Here is a 16,075-nt window from a genome sequence, read left to right on the forward strand (position 1 = left end):
GGGTGGTACGGGGCGGAGCCCGGGTCGGCGGGCCGGTCCGGAGGGGTGCGCCGGGCCGGCCTGCCGGGGTGGCGCGGAGCGCGGAGTGTGCAGCGTGTGGTGTGGCCTCCGCGCTCCGGGCCGTTGTTACGAGAGGCCGTTGATGGTCTCGCGGACCTTCGCGTTGATCTCGGCCGGGATCGGGGCGTAGCCCGCCTCGGTCAGGATCTTCTGGCCGTCGTCGGAGGCGGCGTAGGAGAGGAAGGACTTGACGGTGTCGAGCGTCTCGGGCTTGTTGCCGGTGTCGCAGACGACCTCGTAGGTGACCAGGACCAGCGGGTAGGCGCCGTCGGCCTTGGTGGCGTAGTCCAGCTCCAGGGCCAGGTCCTTGCCGGTGCCGACGACCTTGGCGGCGGCGATGGCCTTGGAGGCGTTCTCCGAGGTGGCCTCGGCCGGGGCGGAGCCGCCGTTGTCGATGGCGACCGTGGAGATGCCCTGGGACTTGGCGTAGGAGAGCTCGAAGTAGCCGATCGCGCCGTCGACCTGCTTCACCTGGGCGGCGATGCCGGACGAGTTGGACGCAGCCTGGCCGCCGGGGGCCGGCCACTTCTTCTCGGCCTCGTACTTCCACTCCTTCGGAGCGGCGGCGCCGAGGTACTTGCCGAGGTTCTGCGTGGTGCCGGAGTCCTCGGAGCGGTGGAACGCCTGGATGGCCTTGTCCGGCAGGTCGACGCCCTCGTTGAGCTTGGCGATCGCCGGGTCGTTCCACTTCTTGATCTTCGTGTCGAAGATCTTGGCGAGGGTCGGGGCGTCCAGCGTGAGCTTGTCGACACCCTCCAGGTGGTAGCCGATCGCGACCGGGCCGCCGACCATCGGGAGGTTGATGCCCTGGCCGGTCTTGCAGGACTTCTTCGACTCGGCGACCTCTTCCGGCTTCAGCGCGGAGTCGGAACCGGCGAAGCCCACGGTGCCCTGGTTGAAGGCGACGATGCCCTCGCCGGAGGAGGAGGAGTTGTAGTTGATCTCCACACCGGAACAGGCGGCCATGTAGTTCTTGACCCAGAGGTCCATGGCGTTCTTCTGCGCACTGGAGCCCGAGGCGCGGAGCTGGCCCTTGGCCTTGCCGCAGTCGATGCTCGACGCCGCGGTGGTCTTGCCGCTGTTGCCGGGCGTGTCGCCGCCGCCGGTGTTGTCGTCCGAACCGCACGCCGTGAGGACCAGGGCGCCGGAGACGGCGAGGGCACCGAGCGCGGTGGCACGAAGCCGGTTCTTGCGCTGAAGCTTCACTTTCGGGTGTTCCTTCCAGGAGCCGCCGTGGTCTGTTTCGTTCTACGACGGCGTGCGATGAGGAGGGGTGCTGTGGCTTGGCGCCGCGCACCTTGTGCGTCCGAAATTAGGCAGAACAGGTGAAGCCGCCTACGGGGGAGAGTGAACGGGAGGTGAACCTTGACGAACGGTGGAGTTCCGCCCCGCCGCCATCGTGTGCGCCCTGTGCGCCGGGGCCCGGTGGGCGCCCCGTCCGGGCGCTTCGGCCGCGTGGTGCGGGGCGGGGCATCCGGAATCGCGGGAGCGTCGCAGGAGGGGCGGGCGGGGCTTGGGGGGAGGGAAAGGACGAAGTCTTTCCGGTGCCGAAGCGGAAGGAGGCGAGGTGGATGGAGGGGTTATCCGATGGCTGAAAAGTGGGGGCGAATAATCGACGTGCGAGGTATTGCCGAAGCGGATTGTCGGATGCGCCGCGGCGTTTTTATTTTTCTTGACATGGTCGCGATCGGGGGTGAAGCTCTGTCGTGCTCGACGCCTTTTGGAAAACTTTTCGAGGAAAGAGGTAGGGGAATGATGAAGCGAGCCCTGGTCGTGCTCACGAGTCTTGCGGCAATCTCCGGTGGCGCGTTGGTCGCCGCTCCCGCCGCGAGTGCCGCGGGGCACGGGTGTGCCGGCAGCCAGATAAACGTCTATCCCGTGACGGAGCGCAACACGGGTGCCGTGATCAGCAACATCTTCCTGTACTACGACGCTTCGACCGGCAGGAACTGTGCGTCCAACGTCCGGACCGCCGCCGGCGGGGCGGGGACGGCCGCGCGGATCTCGGTCTCGATCTGGGCGGACGGCGGCAGCGCGGTCACGGACGACGGCAACTACGCCCAGTACGCCGGGCCCGTCTCGGCCTACGCGCGCGGGAAGTGCATCAACGTCAAGGGTGTCACCTACGCGTCCGGCGGCCGATACGGGTCGGTGCAGCGCAGTGGCCACTGCGGCTGATTCCGGTTCTCGCGATGACGGGTGAGATGGCTGTGTGAGATCTGAGCTGTGTGAGATCTCGATGGGTGAGATCTGATCGTGCGCGGCATTCGGCGGGGCAGAAGTCGTCGCTGAATGCTGCGCACGGCTGTTTCTCTTTTCCGGCGCCTGTGGGCGTCGGTGAGCTGTTTATGCTTATTCCGTCGGCTGTTCCCTTTCCGGCTTCCCGGCCTCGGGCGTGCTGTTCGGTGAGGAACTCGGTCGCCGGTTTTCCGGTCGGACGGTGCCGGGGAGACGTTCCGTTCCCAGGAGAGCTGTTACCAGCCACTTGTCTCTCTCCCAGGTGAGCTGCTCCCGTGCGTCGGCGGGCGGCAGCCACCGGACCGCGGTCACCTCGCGGTTCGGGCTGAACGAGCCGCCCGTCGCCTCGGCGGCCCAGTACCGGACCTCCTTGGGGCGGCCCTCGGTGACATAGCGGGTGGTCGGCAGCTCCGAGCCCGGATCACAGGTCATGCCCGTCTCCTCCAGGACTTCGCGGACGGCAGCCTCGCGAGCGGTCTCCCCCCGCTTCAATTTGCCCTTCGGATGGGACCAGTCATCCCATTTGGGCCGGTAGACGATGGCCAGCTCCACCCCGCCGCCCTCCGCCGCACGGCGCCACAGGACGCACCCCGCCGCCAGGACGGTGTCGTCCTCCGTGCGGTGGTGCGCGCGGCCGCTCATGGGGCCGTCACGGCGGGCTCGTACGGCCAGGTCTCCCGGAACACCGCCCGCGCCGCCTCCACCTCGTGCCGCTGGTCCGCGTGGAGCACCCCCAGCGCGTACGCCGTGGCCGGGGCGATCCGGGGCGTGCGGGCCGCCGCCGCTGCCGCCGCTGCCGCCTCCGCCGCGTCCCGGTGCAGGTCCAGGGCGTGCCCGGCGCCGGTGAGGACCGGGTCGGGGGCGCCGAGGACGACCTCGTGGGCGTACCGGTGGAGCCGCAGCAGCAGACGGGCCTGGTGCCACGCCGCGTCCTGCGCCTCGTTGTACGGCTCCGCCGACGCGTCCGGCGGGAGGGCCGTCACCGCGGCGATCAGCCGCTGCTCGGCACGTTCGGCGGGTTCGAGGAGCGCCTCGGTGTCCCGGCCCGTGGTGCCGGGGGCCAGCGGGACCTCGGAGGCGAGCAGCGCCACGGCGTCGGCGACCGCGTGGAAGCGGGAGGAGCCGAGGGCCTGGAGCGAGGCGGAGTGGGCCCGGGTCCGGGCCAGGGTGAGCTGGCGCTCCAGCAGCGCCCCGGCCCGCGCCGCCCCGACGCCGAGCACGGCCCGGTCCCGGTCGTCCGGGGCGGTGGCGGTCTTCGCGGTCTTCGCGGCGGGCTTCGCTCCGCGCGCCGCCGGGAGGGCGGCCCCGGAGAGCTGGTGCAGGGCGTCGACGAGGCGGGTGAGCCGGCCCGCGTAGGCGTGTTCGCGGGCCAGGGTGCCGGAGAGCCAGGCCAGTTCCGTACGGAGGTGGTCGGCCCAGACCGGGTCGAGCACGGTGCGGAAGGTGTGGAGGGAGCCGCTGATGCGCCGGGCCGAGCGGCGCAGCGCGCGGGCGGCGGCCTCCGCGCCCTGGCCGCCCGCGTCGGAGGGGGCGCTGTGCTCGCGGTGCAGGCGCAGGCTCCGCAGGAAGTCGGCGGCCTGCCCCCGCAGGTAGGGCGCGAGGACGGCTTCGGCGCTCACGCCGTCGGCGGGCCGTCTCCCGGAGGCGTACGGGAACGGGTCCCCGCCCTCGGGGGGCTCCGGGAGTTCCTGGCCCGGGGAGCCCCCGTTCACCGTGGTGGCGCCGGTCGTCGTCTGGTGGTCAGGGCGTCGCACGCCTGCGCCTCCGGGCATCGATGAGCATTTCCTGGACGTGCCGCAGCGGCTGCCCCTCGGCGTCCGTGGCGTGCCGGGTCCAGTTGCCGTCGGGGCCCAGGTGCCAGGAAGCGGTGGTGTCGGCCATACCGGTCTCCAGGAGTCGGCTGAGTGCGGCGCGGTGGGCGGGGTCGGTGACCCGGACGAGGGCTTCGATCCGGCGGTCGAGGTTGCGGTGCATCATGTCGGCGCTGCCGAACCAGACCTCGGGTTCGCCGCCGTTGCCGAACGAGAAGACCCGGGAGTGTTCGAGGAAGCGCCCGAGTATGGAGCGGACCCGGATGTTCTCCGAGAGCCCGGCGACCCCGGGGCGGATGGCGCAGATCCCGCGCACCCAGATGTCGACGGGCACGCCCGCCCGGGCCGCCCGGTAGCAGGCGTCGATGATCGCTTCGTCGACCATCGAGTTGACCTTGATGCGTACGTAGGCGGGGCGCCCGGCCCTGTGGTGGGCGATCTCCTTGTTGATCCGGGCGATCAGCCCGTCGCGCAGGGACTTCGGGGCGACCAGGAGGCGGCGGTAGGTCTCGCGGCGGGAGTAACCGGAGAGCCGGTTGAACAGGTCGGAGAGATCCGCCCCGACCTGCGGGTCCGCCGTGAGCAGGCCGAGGTCCTCGTACAGCCGGGCCGTCTTGGGGTGGTAGTTGCCGGTGCCCACGTGGGAGTAGCGGCGCAGGGTGTCGCCCTCCTGGCGGACGACGAGCGAGAGCTTGCAGTGGGTCTTCAGCCCGACGAGCCCGTACACGACATGGCAGCCCGCCTCCTCCAGCTTGCGGGCCCACTTGATGTTGGCCTGCTCGTCGAAGCGGGCCTTGATCTCGACGAGGACGAGGACCTGCTTGCCGGACTCGGCCGCGTCGATGAGGGCGTCCACTATCGGGGAGTCGCCGGAGGTGCGGTACAGCGTCTGCTTGATGGCCAGCACGTCCGGGTCGCCCGCCGCCTGCTCCAGGAACGCCTGGACGGAGGTGGAGAACGAGTCGTACGGGTGGTGGAGCAGCACGTCCCGTTCGCGCAGGGCCGCGAAGATGTCGGGCGCGGAGGCGGACTCCACCTCGGCCAGGTCCCGGTGGGTGCCAGCGACGAACTTCGGGTACTTCAGCTCCGGGCGGTCCAGCGAGGCGATGGCGAAGAGGCCGGTCAGGTCCAGGGGGCCGGGCAGCGGGTAGACCTCCGCGTCGGACACCTTCAGCTCGCGGACCAGCAGATCGAGGACGTACGGGTCGATGGACTCCTCGACCTCCAGCCGCACGGGCGGACCGAACCGGCGCCGCATGAGCTCCTTCTCCAGCGCCTGGAGCAGGTTCTCCGCGTCGTCCTCCTCGACCTCCAGGTCCTCGTTCCTGGTGACCCGGAACATGTGGTGCGCGAGCACCTCCATCCCCGGGAACAGCTCCTCCAGGTGGGCCGCGATGACGTCCTCGATGGGGACGTACCGCTGCGGGGACGCCTCCAGGAAGCGGGTCAGCAGCGGCGGGACCTTGACCCGGGCGAAGTGGCGGTGGCCGCTGACCGGGTTGCGGACGACGACGGCCAGGTTGAGGGAGAGCCCGGAGATGTACGGGAAGGGGTGCGCGGGGTCGACGGCCAGCGGGGTCAGCACGGGGAAGACGCGCTGCCGGAAGAAGGTGAAGAGGCGGGCCTGTTCCTTCTCGGTCAGATCCGGCCACCGGATGAGCTGGATCGACTCGTCGGAGAGGGCCGGGGCGATGTCCTGCTGGAAGCAGGCGGCGTGCCGGGCCATGAGCTCGCGCGAGCGGGTCCAGATGAGGTCGAGCACCTCGCGGGGCTGGAGGCCGGAGGCGGAGCGGGTGGCGACTCCGGTGGCGATGCGGCGCTTGAGCCCGGCCACCCGGACCATGAAGAACTCGTCCAGGTTCGAGGCGAAGATCGCGAGGAAGTTGGCCCGCTCCAGGATCGGCGTCGTCGGGTCCTCGGCCAGCTCCAGGACGCGTTCGTTGAAGGCGAGCCAGGAGCGCTCGCGGTCGAGGAAGCGGCCCTGGGGCAGCTCGTCGCCGTCCCGGTCGGGCTCGTACGCGTCCGCGTCGGCGTCGAGATCGGGGTCCAGGGCGGCGGCGGTGGAGAAGCCGCCGTTGCCGGAGGAGGAGTGCGCGACGGCGTGCGGCCGGTGCGCGGCGAGAGCGCCGACGGACGGCTGGGCCGGGCCGGCCGTCCGAGCGGGGCCGGTGGACGGCTGGGTGGGCTGGACCGGGACCTCGGAGCTGGGCTGCTGGCTCATGAACCCATTGTTCCGCGTGGAGGGCGAAGCAGGCGCGTCGGAGCCGGGAAAGATCGCGGAAGGCCCGGGAAACCCGGGGTCACGGCCGGGGGAGCCGGTCGGGGCGGTACCCCGGGCTCTCCCGTTGCGGCGGGGGGCTGGCAGAGCTGGCTGCATCCCGTGAGGGTCGCAAGGGTGTCTGAATGGCCGGTAACGGCGACATGACGTCCAGGAAGCGGTGTGCCTGCGGGTCGGTCGCTCGGTGACTGTACGTGACGACTGCCGGATACGTGTTCGCCGCGTACGGGCCTCCGCGCGGTGCCGTACGTGATCGCTGTCGGCGGGCGTTCGCCGTCCGGGCCCACCCCTCGTAGGGCCCGGACGGCGAAGTCGTGGCTCCCGGGTCAGCCGTGCAGGCTGCGCAGGACCCGGAAGGCGGCGAACAGGGCGAGCGCGGCGAGGGCGAGCAGGATGCCGGTCTCGACGAGTTGCAGGGGCCAGTAGTGGGAGGCGGGGTGGTAGTGCACGTAGCTCTGCACGTCGTGTCCGGCCAGGCACTCCCGGAAGTTCGGGGAGAAGGCGGAGCAGGTGCCGTCGGGAAGCGGGTCGCCCCCGGCCGTCACATAACCCTCCTCGACGACGTACGACCACTTCGGGGCGGGGGAGGTGCCCTCCAGGGGGTAGGTGGCCTTCACCATCGGCCAGAAGTGGAAGCGCACCGTGCTGAGCACGAGTGCCACCAGCCCGGATGCGGCCAGGGCCGCCACCAGCGCCGGGACCGTGCGGCGCAGCAGCAGTCCGGCGAGGGCGCCCAGCGCGAGGGCCAGCAGCGCACTGGCGACCGGGACCGTGCCCGTCGCGCCGAAGGCCGTCGCCTCCTCCCAGATGGCCGGGAACGGGTAGTCGAGATGGGTCCTGGACCAGGAGAGGGCGGCGGACAGCACCATGATCCCGCCGACCACCGGCACGGCGAAGGTGACGAGCCGCGCGGCCAGCCAGGCTGCGGGCGAGGCCGACTGGCTCCAGGACAGCTTGATGGTGCCGGTCTCCCACTCCCTGGCGATCAGCGGGCCCGCGACGAAGGCCGCGACGACGGCGGGGAGCACGATAAGGGCGAAGCCCGCGTACATGAGCGACTGGTCGATACGGATCATCCGTTCGACGAAGTCGCGTGCCGGAGCGAAGCAGGAGCTGGTGTCGCTGGACAGGGTGCAGCCGGCGCTCGCGAGGTCCGCGGCGGCCCGCTTGGCCAGGAGGGCCACCGCGACCAGGCCGGCGATCCCCACGGCGACGGCCGCTCCGGCCGCCCACAGGGTTCTCCGGTGCAGGCGCAGCACGACGCGGGCGGGCCCGCGCAAGGAGGTCACAGGAGTGCTCATACGGACGCCACCGCCTGGAGGGTGCGGTCGGGGCCCGCGCTCGGCGTGAGCAGCGGCGGGGCCTCCGGGGAGCGGAGGTGGGCGAGGAGGAGCTCCTCCAGGGAGGGGTCCGTGACGGCCCAGAGCGACTCGTCCACCGGGCCCTCCTTCCGTATGAGAGCGGTGAGCTGACGTCCCGTCGTACGGGATTCGACCACCGTGTGCGGGGCCAGGTCGCGGTCGGCCCGGCCGGTGACCAGGGCGTGGGCGGAGACGATGTCCTCGGCCTCGCCGCCGAGCCGGACGCGCCCGCCGTCGACGAGGAGCAGGAAGTCGCAGGCGCCCTCCAGCTCGGTGAGGATGTGCGAGGACATCACGATGGTGGTGCCGTGCTCGGCGGTCTCGGCCATCAGCACGCCCATCAGCTCGTGCCGGGCGAGCGGGTCGAGGTCGGCCATCGGCTCGTCCAGCAGCATCAGTTCGGGCCGCTTGCCCAGCGCGAGGGCCAGGGCGAGCCGGGTCCGCTGCCCGCCGGAGAGCGTACGGACGCGGGCCTTCGGCGGGAGCGGGGCGGCGATCCGCCGGGCGGTGGCGGCGTCCCACCGCGCCGGGTTGAGCTCGCCCCCGGCCCACAGCGTGTCGGCCACGGTGAGCTGCGGGTACAGGGGCTTGTCCTGGGCGACGTACGCGATCCGCCCGCGTACGGCGGCGGGTTCGGCGGAGCCGAGGACGGCCAGGGTTCCGGCGCCCGGCCGGGCGAGCCCCGCCGCCAGGTTCAACAGGGTGGACTTCCCGGCCCCGTTGGGCCCGACGAGAGCGCAGACGCGCCCGGCGGGGAGGCCGAAGGAGCAGCCGTCCAGGGCCGTGTGCGCACGCCTCCCGTGCCCGTAGGTCATGGTGAGGCCGTGCGCCTCGATCGCGGCACCTGTCATCGGTCCTGGTCCCCCTTGTGCGTGCTGTCGGGCTTCTGCGTGCTGCCGCCGGGCCCGTCCGGGCGGTACGTGCTGTCCAGTACGGCGGTGAAGAGCGCGCCGACGTCGTCCTTCTCCAGCCCGGCCGCCCGGGCCCGGCGGGCCCAGTCGGCGAGTTCGGTGCGCAGCGGTGAGTCGGCGGCGGATGCCCCGGCCGCGCCGCCGAGCGTCCGGCGGACGAAGGTGCCGAGCCCGCGCCGCGCCTCGACGAGCCCTTCGCGCTCCAGCTCCCGGTACGCCTTGAGGACGGTGTTCGGGTTGATGGCGGTGGCCTCGACGACCTCGCGGGCGGTGGGCAGCCGGTCCCCGGGCTCCAGAACGCCCAGGCGCAGGGCCTGTTTCGTCTGCTGGACGATCTGGAGGTAGGTGGCGACGCCACTGCGCCGGTCGATACGGAACTCGACCGCTGCGGATTCTGCCATGCTCACCACCCTTTCACTAATTGAGTAGTGAAAGGGTGTCCCAAAGAAGGGGCGGCGTCAAACCGGACACTGCTGGTGTCCGGTTGACGCCGCCCCTTCCGGGTGTCTGTGGGAGGTCTACCGCGTCCGTGCGGAGCGCAGTTCCTCGTTGATGCGCCGGGCCTCTTCGAGCTGGTCCTCGAGGATGACGATGCGGCAGGCGTCCTCGATCTTGGTGCCCTGGTCCACGAGCTCGCGGGCGCGGGCGGCGATGCGCAGCTGGTAGCGGGAGTAGCGGCGGTGGCCGCCTTCGGAGCGCAGGGGGGTGATCAGGCGGTTCTCGCCGAGTGCGCGGAGGAAGGCGGGGGTGGTGGAGAGCATCTCGGCGGCCCGGCCCATGGTGAAGGCGGGGTAGTCGTCGTCGTCCAGGTTGTCGGTGGCGCGGGTACTGCTAGGGGGCATAGCACCTCTTCTTTCGGGGCCGCGCCGGGTTTCGGCACGGGGACACGTCGGGGGGCCCGAGTGCCATCCGGCACTCGGGCCCCGAGCTTCAACACCATCTGCCGACGTGAGTTACGTCGGCCCTCTTTTTCCGCCGGTCCGCCGGTGAGGGCGGGTGAGCGGGGATCGCGGATGCGTGACCGGGGACCACCTTCCGATCTGGGGCCTGCGGTACCCGAGCGGTGTGTGCCTCGCCCGGGCGATCCTGATGGCGTCTGCTCCTTACCTCGTTCGGTTCGGTTCACTGACGCGGACAGGTCGGAGTACCGCTCCGCGGCCCCTGAAGGCCGCCCGGCCCGGCAATCAGCGGAGGAACCCACCGTTTCCGGCTCCACCACTCCACTGCCGTGCCGTCCTCACTGTCCGGCTACGGGAAAAACACTAGACCCGTCACCGAGGGGATGTCTACTCCCGCCATGACAGATTTTCTTCCTGCCGGAGGTGCGGGGTTCAGGACTCGGTGCGGTACATCAGGTCCACCTCGTGGGTGGCGAACCCCATCCGCTCGTACACTGTGACGGCCGCCGTGTTGTCCGCGTCGACGTAGAGCATCGCGGTGGGCAGCCCCTCGGCGGCCAGGCGGTGCAGGCCGATCGAGGTCAGCGCCTTGCCGAGGCCGCCGCCCTGGGCCTCGGGCAGCACGCCGACGACGTACACCTCGCCCAGCTGCTCCTCCGCGTGCACCTTCGTCCAGTGGAAGCCCACGATCTCCCCGTCCCGCTCGGCCAGGAAGAACCCCTTCGGGTCGAACCAGGGCTCCGCCTTGCGGTCGTCCAGGTCCTGCTGGGTCAGGGAGCCCTGCTCGGGGTGGTGGGCGAAGGCGGCGCGGTTCACGGCGAGCCAGGCGGCGTCGTCCCGGCCCGGCTCGAAGGTCCGTACGGTGACGCCTTCGGGCAGTACGGGCTCGGCGAGGTCGAGGGGGACCAGGCTCCGACGGAGCTGGCGCAGCTCGCGGAAGAGGGAGAGCCCGAGCACCTGGGCCAGATGCCGGGCCGCCGAGCTGCCGCCGTGCGCCCAGACCCGCAGCCGCTTGCCGGTCGCGGCGAGGAGCGCGGCGCCCAGGGCCCGCCCGTGGCCGGTGCCGCGCCGCTCGGGGTGGACGACGAGCTCGGCCGCCGGGGCCTCGACCGGGTCGGTGTCCTCCAACTGCGCGTAACCGGCGAGGGTCCCGCCACTGGTGAGCAGGAAGTGGCGTACACCGACGCGGTGTCCGCCCCGGATACGGAGCCTCCCCTGCTCCGAGACCGCCTGCCTGCCGTCGAACCGGGCCGCCTCGCCGAGGAGTTCGAGGACGGCGTCGGCCTGGGCGGGGTCGAGCGCGTCGAGGGCCTGAATCTCGCGTCCGGGGGAGGGGAGGGGTGCGTCAGTCGTCATGGGACGAGCGTACGGGGACGGGGGGCGCGGGCGGGGGTATGCCGGGGCGCCCGGCGCACGGAAGCCCTTCCCCCTCGTACGGCCTCATAGCGCGAGGAGATGCAGGGCCGCGATCACCAGGAAGGGCAGGGGCGTCCAGGCGATGTACGGGAGACCGCGGGTACGGGGGCCCGCCTTCCCGGTGGGGCGGAGCCCGGGGTGGCGGGCCAGGACCGTGAGGTGGTCGGCCACCTCCTCCACGGCCACCGGCCGCCGCAGCAGGCGGGCCAGTACCGGCGGCGTGAACGCCCCGGCTGTCCGGTGCCCCACGGAGACGAAGCCGTACCGGCGGGGTACGGCTTCGCCCACGTCGGCCCAGGGGATGCGCGCGACCGTGAAGAAGCCGGGAACCGACACCCCGTCACGGTCCGCGGTGATCCTCCACATCCCCAGCCGCCCGAGTATCCACAGGGCCACGGCCACCGCCCACACCCGGAAGAACCAGTCCACCGGCCGGAACGCCGCGAGGTCCTGGCCGTCCTGGCCGTAGAAGAAGGGGGTGAACAGCACCAGCACGCCGAACCACACGGCCGCGAGCACCCGGCAGCCCCACCCCGGCCTCCACACCAGGGGCGCGGAGGCCGGGGTGATCGTCCCGGCGAGTGCCTCGTGACGCAACCGGCGCTCACGGGCCTGCTCGCGGGCCTGTTCGCGGTGCCGGTCACGACGTCTGCTCTGCGGCTGCCCCATGAAGTCCGCCCCCTTCGGTTCGGTTGTGCGCCAGGTGGCCATCGGCCAGGGGAAGGGTGTGCCTTCCGCGCGGCGCTCTCTCCCTCCCCTGTACCCCACGTCGGTGTCCACAGCATGGCTGGGCGCGGTGGACGGAGTTCACGCGGTGAGAGGACGCGGCCGGTGCCGGGTCCGGTGGTGCCGCACGCGCGGGCGGACGCACACGCGGGGTGCGTCCGGCAGGGCGCCTCGAACCGTGCCGGTGGGCCCATTTGGCCGGATGGCAACCAGGTCGTAACCCCGGACACCTGTTGCGCTACGCGCGTTGACCCTAGGCTGCGGCACGCAGGATTCCGGAAGTGACACCACTGACTGACACACAAGGGGACCGATGTCAGCGACTCCGCAGAAGAAACGTGCCTCCCGGCGGGTGCTCGCCGCCGCGGCCGGTCTGGCCACCGTGGGCGCGCTCGTCGCCGCGCTGCCGGCCGGGGCCCATGACCGGGGCCAGGGGCACGGACACGGTCATGGCCACGGGCACGGCCACAAGCCCCGTACCGTCGATGTGCAGTTGCTGTCCTTCAACGACCTGCACGGCAACCTGGAGCCCCCGGCCGGTTCGGCGGGGAACGTCACCAAGACGCACCCGGACGGCACGGTGGAGGCCATCCCTGCGGGTGGCGTCGAGTACCTGGCGACCTCGCTGCGCACCGCGCGGAAGGGCAACCCGTACTCCGTCACGGCGGCCGCCGGTGACATGGTCGGCGCGAGTCCGCTGCTGTCGGGCCTCTTCCACGACGAGCCGACGATCGAGGCGCTCAACAAGCTGAAGCTCGACGTCTCGGCGGTCGGCAACCACGAGTTCGACGAGGGCGCGAAGGAGCTGGCCCGCCTCCAGAACGGCGGCTGTCACCCGGTCGAGGGCTGTTACGAGAAGGGCAAGAAGTTCAAGGGCGCGGACTTCCCCTACCTGGCGGCCAACGTCACCAAGGAGAAGACCGGCAAGCCGCTGCTGAAGCCGTACACGATCTGGAAGAAGAACGGCGTCAAGATCGGCTTCATCGGGGTGACCCTGGAGGGCACGCCGGACATCGTCACCGCCGAGGGCGTCAAGGGCCTCAAGTTCCACGACGAGATCAAGACGATCAACAAGTACGCCAAGGAGCTGGACCGCAAGGGCGTCAAGTCCATCGTCGCCCTGATCCACGAGGGCGGGGCCCCGGCCTCGACGTCGTACAACTACGACTGCGACAGCCCCGGCGCGGGCGACGGCATCTCCGGCCCGATCGTCGACATCGCCAAGGGCATCACGCCGAAGGTGGACGCCCTGGTCACGGGTCACACCCACCAGGCGTACGTGTGCACGGTCCCGGACCCGGCGGGCAAGCCGCGCATGGTCACCTCGGCCGCGTCGTTCGGCAAGCTCTACACGGACACCACGCTCACCTACGACCTGCGCACCAAGGACATCGTCCGTACGTCGGTGAAGTCCGCGAACCACGTCGTGACCCGGGACCAGCCCAAGGCCGGCGACATGACCCGCCTCATCGAGCGCTGGAACCGCCTCGCGGCCCCGATCGCCAACGCGCCCCAGGGCTGGATCAGCGCCGACATCAACGGCCGCGGCTCCACGGCCCCCGAGAAGCCGCTCGGCAACGTCATCGCCGACGCCCAGCTCGAAGGGCTCGCCCCGGCCGACAAGGGCGGCGCGCAGGTCGCGTTCATGAACCCGGGCGGCATCCGCGCGGACCTGGTGTACAAGGCGTCCGGCAGTGAGGGCGACGGGGTCGTCACGTACGGCGAGGCGTTCACCGTGCAGCCGTTCACCAACATGATGAACGTCGTCGACCTGACCGGCGCCCAGCTGGTCACCGCGCTCCAGCAGCAGGTCAGCGGGCCCAACGAGGCCGCCCCGAAGATCCTCCAGGTCTCCAAGGGCCTCACCTACACCCTGGACCTGACGAAGACCGGCGCGGCCCGCGTGGTCACCGACTCCATCAGGCTGAACGGCGAGGCGATCGACCCGGCGCGCACCTACCGCGTCGCGATGAACGAGTTCCTCGCGGGCGGCGGCGACGGTTTCCCGGCCTTCGCCCAGGGCACGAACAAGCTGGTCGGCGCCTCCGACCTGGACCTGTTCAACGCCTACCTGGCGGCCCACTCCTCGGCCGCCTCCCCGCTGGCCCCGCCCGCGACGGACCGGATCACGGTCATCCAGTGATGTCCGTCCCGTCCCGGAGGGTGATCGGTCCGTCCGCCCGCTGAGGGGCGGACACGAGGGCGAGGGCCCGGACTCGGTGGTGCCGAGTCCGGGCCCTCGTTTTTTTGGTCCTGCCGTCAGCGCGTGGTGGTCGGAAGGGTGACGGACGAGGCGGCGGGGTCCAGGGTGACCTTCGTTCCGGCCGGGAAGCGGAGGGTGTGGTCCCGGTCGGTGGTGGCGAGCACGATGCCGATGCGGTGGCCCGCGGGGACGATGTGGTCGAGGGGTTCGAGGTCGAAGCGGAAGGTGTAGGTGCGCTTCGGGTCGACGGGGGTCTGGTGACGGGGGGTCAGCCGGTTGCGGGTGTCCATCCAGCCACGCGTGATGATCTTGAAGTCCTTCTGTTCGGTCGTGAACTCCTTCAGCGGGCGGCAGCCGGTGTTGCCCGGCGCGCTGTCGCCGAAGCACCAGGATTCGGCCGTGGTCCGCATGCTCGTCGGATAGCTGGCCGGATAGGTGGCCGGTCCGTAGTCGACCAGGAAGGCGGAGAGGTACGGGGAGGGGCCGGAGACCTTGGCGCGCACGGTGACGGACGGGGTGCCCGAGATCCGGGTGGGGCCGGTGACCGGCGGGAAGAGGCGGGCGGAGCGGCCGGGGGCGTACGACTCCGGGGAGGAGACCAGGGTCTCGGCGGTCCGGGACGGGTCGTCGGTCCAGCCGGTCTCGCGGGCGCCGGAGAGCTGGGCGAGGCGCGTGGTGCGCGGGACGGCCCCGGGGGCGGGCCAGGTGTTCGCGGTGGACCAGGTGAGGTCGGGGCGCTGGATCTGTACGGACGGTTCCCTGTCGGCGCCGTTCCTGATGCCCTTCAGCTCCTGGTCGAACCAGGCCCCGACGGAGTCCAGCCACTCCTGGCGGCGGACGTCGAGGGGGTCGTCGTGCTGGCCCTGGGTCAGCCACAGGCGGGACTTGACGCCGTTGGCGCGCAGGGCGCGGAAGAGGTCGAGGGACTGCTTGGGGCGTACGTTCCAGTCGTTCTGGCCGGCGATCACGAAGACGGAGGCGCGGATGCGGTGCGCGCGGTCGGCGAAGTCCCGTTCCGCCCAGAAGGCGTTGTGGTCGCCGGTGACGTGGTCCTGGCGGGCGATCATCCGGTCGATCGCTCCGGAGCAGATCCCCGGGTCGGAGCGGGTGAGGACCCTCTTGATGTGCATGTCGGCGTCGTTGCCCGGGTATCCCTTGGGGCCGACGTTCCCGCCGTTGGCGCGGTAGTAGTCGTACCAGCGGGAGACGGGGAGCATGGGGACGACGGTGGTGAGGCCGCGTACGCCGGTCGTGGCGGTGGCCAGGGCGAGCGTGCCCTTGTAGCTGGTGCCCGCCATGGCGGAGCGGCCGGTCGACCAGGGCTGGTCGCGGACCCACTCCACGACCTTGGTCATGGCCTTGATCTCCTCGGGGGAGACGGTGCCGGGGCATCCGGTGGAGCCCCCGGTGCCGAGGGTGGACACGGCCAGGGAGGCGTAGCCGCGGGACACGAAGTGGTTGTCCCAGTAGGGCGGGTACTGGTCGATGTCCTCGGCGGCCTGGCCCGGGGTCCAGGGGGCGAGTTCAGGCCGGGTTCCGGTCACATCGGCCGGATGATGCTGTGCCTCGCCGAAACCTCCGTGATAGGGAGATGCCTCGATGATGGCTGGAACTCGTTGGGTGGTGGCGGGGCGGATGATCTGGACACGGACGCGGTCCTCGACCCCGTCGCTGTCGGAGTCGGTCCCGGTCGGAATGAAGACCGTTTCCTTGATGGCCTGGGCGAAGTCGTGCCGCGAACCGGTAGGAGCGGTTCCGGCGTGGACGACGGACGGAGTGGTGGACACGGCGAGTAGTGCGGCGCCGAGGACGGCTATTCGTCTCGCATTACGCATGGCGTGAAACACTACAAGGAGCCGGATCGGATGGGGCGCCTGATCAGGACGAACCGGTGGCGTGATTTCGTCGGTCCTGCAGCATGAATTGCGCACCGCGGCCGTATTCACGCATAAGGATGCGGCGCGGTGAAGGGGGCGGGTCGTACGGAAAAGTCGGTCATGGTCTGCGGAGAGCAAGCCGAGAGATCCAGAAGAGAACCGCCACCTAGGGTGTTTCCCGGCCATCCGCAGGGTGCGCGGGCCACTCCGCCCCGGAAGTCCGGCTCGCCGTATTCCGCTGCGGGGCACCTTTTGATAAGCGACGACCGACGGTGCGTGAACGGGCCGGGCGCGC

The 16,075-nt window shown here is 71.2% G+C and carries 13 protein-coding genes; 2 read left to right on the forward strand and 11 right to left on the reverse strand.

Translation table 11 applies throughout. The annotated features are described in order from the left end of the window. Nucleotides 1-126: 126 nt before the first annotated feature. Nucleotides 127-1,266: a phosphate ABC transporter substrate-binding protein PstS gene (locus tag B7C62_18770; GenBank protein ID ARF74058.1), complete on the reverse strand. Its 1,140-nt coding sequence runs from the start codon at nt 1,264-1,266 to the stop codon at nt 127-129. Between the two features lie 672 nt (nt 1,267-1,938). On the opposite strand from B7C62_18770, the gene B7C62_18775 reads away from it, so the two are divergent. Then, nucleotides 1,939-2,238 carry a hypothetical protein gene (locus B7C62_18775; GenBank protein ID ARF74059.1) on the forward strand — a complete coding sequence of 100 codons (300 nt, stop codon included), beginning with the start codon at nt 1,939-1,941 and terminating at the stop codon, nt 2,236-2,238. A 174-nt stretch (nt 2,239-2,412) separates the two neighbouring features. Here the strand turns inward: B7C62_18775 and B7C62_18780 are convergent, their stop codons facing one another. The 9 genes from B7C62_18780 to B7C62_18820 all read right to left on the reverse strand — a co-directional run bounded on the left by B7C62_18780 (nt 2,413) and on the right by B7C62_18820 (nt 11,685). Beyond that, a complete protein-coding gene (locus B7C62_18780) occupies nt 2,413-2,940 on the reverse strand; it encodes a hypothetical protein (GenBank protein ID ARF74060.1) in 528 nt (175 codons plus the stop codon). Further along, complete coding sequence (locus tag B7C62_18785; protein ARF77250.1) at nt 2,937-3,917, reverse strand: metal-binding protein; 981 nt, start codon at nt 3,915-3,917, stop codon at nt 2,937-2,939. Before B7C62_18785 ends, B7C62_18780 begins: the two co-directional genes overlap by 4 nt. Nucleotides 3,918-4,038: 121 nt before the next feature. Next, nucleotides 4,039-6,330, reverse strand: coding sequence for an RNA degradosome polyphosphate kinase (locus B7C62_18790; GenBank protein ARF74061.1), 2,292 nt, complete (start codon nt 6,328-6,330; stop codon nt 4,039-4,041). A 383-nt stretch (nt 6,331-6,713) separates the two neighbouring features. Continuing rightward, nucleotides 6,714-7,676: a hypothetical protein gene (locus B7C62_18795; protein ARF74062.1), complete on the reverse strand. Its 963-nt coding sequence runs from the start codon at nt 7,674-7,676 to the stop codon at nt 6,714-6,716. Between the two features lie 8 nt (nt 7,677-7,684). Continuing rightward, on the reverse strand, nt 7,685-8,599 hold the full coding sequence (locus B7C62_18800) for an ABC transporter ATP-binding protein (protein ARF74063.1): 915 nt from the start codon (nt 8,597-8,599) through the stop codon (nt 7,685-7,687). Beyond that, complete coding sequence (locus B7C62_18805) at nt 8,596-9,060, reverse strand: GntR family transcriptional regulator (GenBank protein ID ARF74064.1); 465 nt, start codon at nt 9,058-9,060, stop codon at nt 8,596-8,598. The genes B7C62_18800 and B7C62_18805 overlap by 4 nt, the downstream gene beginning before the upstream one ends. 117 nt (nt 9,061-9,177) lie before the next feature. Then, nucleotides 9,178-9,501: a MerR family transcriptional regulator gene (locus B7C62_18810; GenBank protein ARF74065.1), complete on the reverse strand. Its 324-nt coding sequence runs from the start codon at nt 9,499-9,501 to the stop codon at nt 9,178-9,180. 489 nt (nt 9,502-9,990) lie between these two features. Beyond that, the gene (locus B7C62_18815) at nt 9,991-10,914 is read right to left on the reverse strand and encodes a mycothiol synthase (GenBank protein ID ARF74066.1); all 924 of its coding nucleotides are present in this window, start codon (nt 10,912-10,914) and stop codon (nt 9,991-9,993) included. Between the two features lie 84 nt (nt 10,915-10,998). After that, nucleotides 10,999-11,685 (reverse strand): hypothetical protein, encoded by a 687-nt coding sequence (locus B7C62_18820; GenBank protein ARF74067.1) that lies wholly within the window; start codon nt 11,683-11,685, stop codon nt 10,999-11,001. Nucleotides 11,686-12,013: 328 nt separating this feature from the next. Between B7C62_18820 and B7C62_18825 the strand changes: the two genes are divergently transcribed. Continuing rightward, nucleotides 12,014-13,843, forward strand: coding sequence for a bifunctional metallophosphatase/5'-nucleotidase (locus B7C62_18825; protein ID ARF74068.1), 1,830 nt, complete (start codon nt 12,014-12,016; stop codon nt 13,841-13,843). Nucleotides 13,844-13,959: 116 nt separating this feature from the next. Here the strand turns inward: B7C62_18825 and B7C62_18830 are convergent, their stop codons facing one another. After that, entirely contained in the window at nt 13,960-15,966 is a 2,007-nt protein-coding gene (locus B7C62_18830) for a hypothetical protein (protein ARF74069.1), read from the reverse strand. Between the last annotated feature and the right edge of the window lie 109 nt (nt 15,967-16,075).

It is taken from the genome of Kitasatospora albolonga (genome assembly GCA_002082585.1).
Taxonomy (GTDB): Bacteria; Actinomycetota; Actinomycetes; order Streptomycetales; family Streptomycetaceae; genus Streptomyces; species Streptomyces stephensoniae.

Excerpts from the sequence above, each read along its gene's own strand:
- B7C62_18780 (ARF74060.1), bottom strand. The coding sequence starts at position 2,940 with ATGAGCGGCCGCGCGCACCACCGCACGGAGGACGACACCGTCCTGGCG.
- B7C62_18830 (ARF74069.1), bottom strand. The coding sequence starts at position 15,966 with ATGGCCGGGAAACACCCTAGGTGGCGGTTCTCTTCTGGATCTCTCGGC.
- B7C62_18820 (ARF74067.1), bottom strand. The coding sequence starts at position 11,685 with ATGGCCACCTGGCGCACAACCGAACCGAAGGGGGCGGACTTCATGGGG.
- B7C62_18810 (ARF74065.1), bottom strand. The coding sequence starts at position 9,501 with ATGCCCCCTAGCAGTACCCGCGCCACCGACAACCTGGACGACGACGAC.
- B7C62_18825 (ARF74068.1), top strand. The coding sequence starts at position 12,014 with ATGTCAGCGACTCCGCAGAAGAAACGTGCCTCCCGGCGGGTGCTCGCC.
- B7C62_18790 (ARF74061.1), bottom strand. The coding sequence starts at position 6,330 with ATGAGCCAGCAGCCCAGCTCCGAGGTCCCGGTCCAGCCCACCCAGCCG.
- B7C62_18800 (ARF74063.1), bottom strand. The coding sequence starts at position 8,599 with ATGACAGGTGCCGCGATCGAGGCGCACGGCCTCACCATGACCTACGGG.
- B7C62_18815 (ARF74066.1), bottom strand. The coding sequence starts at position 10,914 with ATGACGACTGACGCACCCCTCCCCTCCCCCGGACGCGAGATTCAGGCC.
- B7C62_18805 (ARF74064.1), bottom strand. The coding sequence starts at position 9,060 with ATGGCAGAATCCGCAGCGGTCGAGTTCCGTATCGACCGGCGCAGTGGC.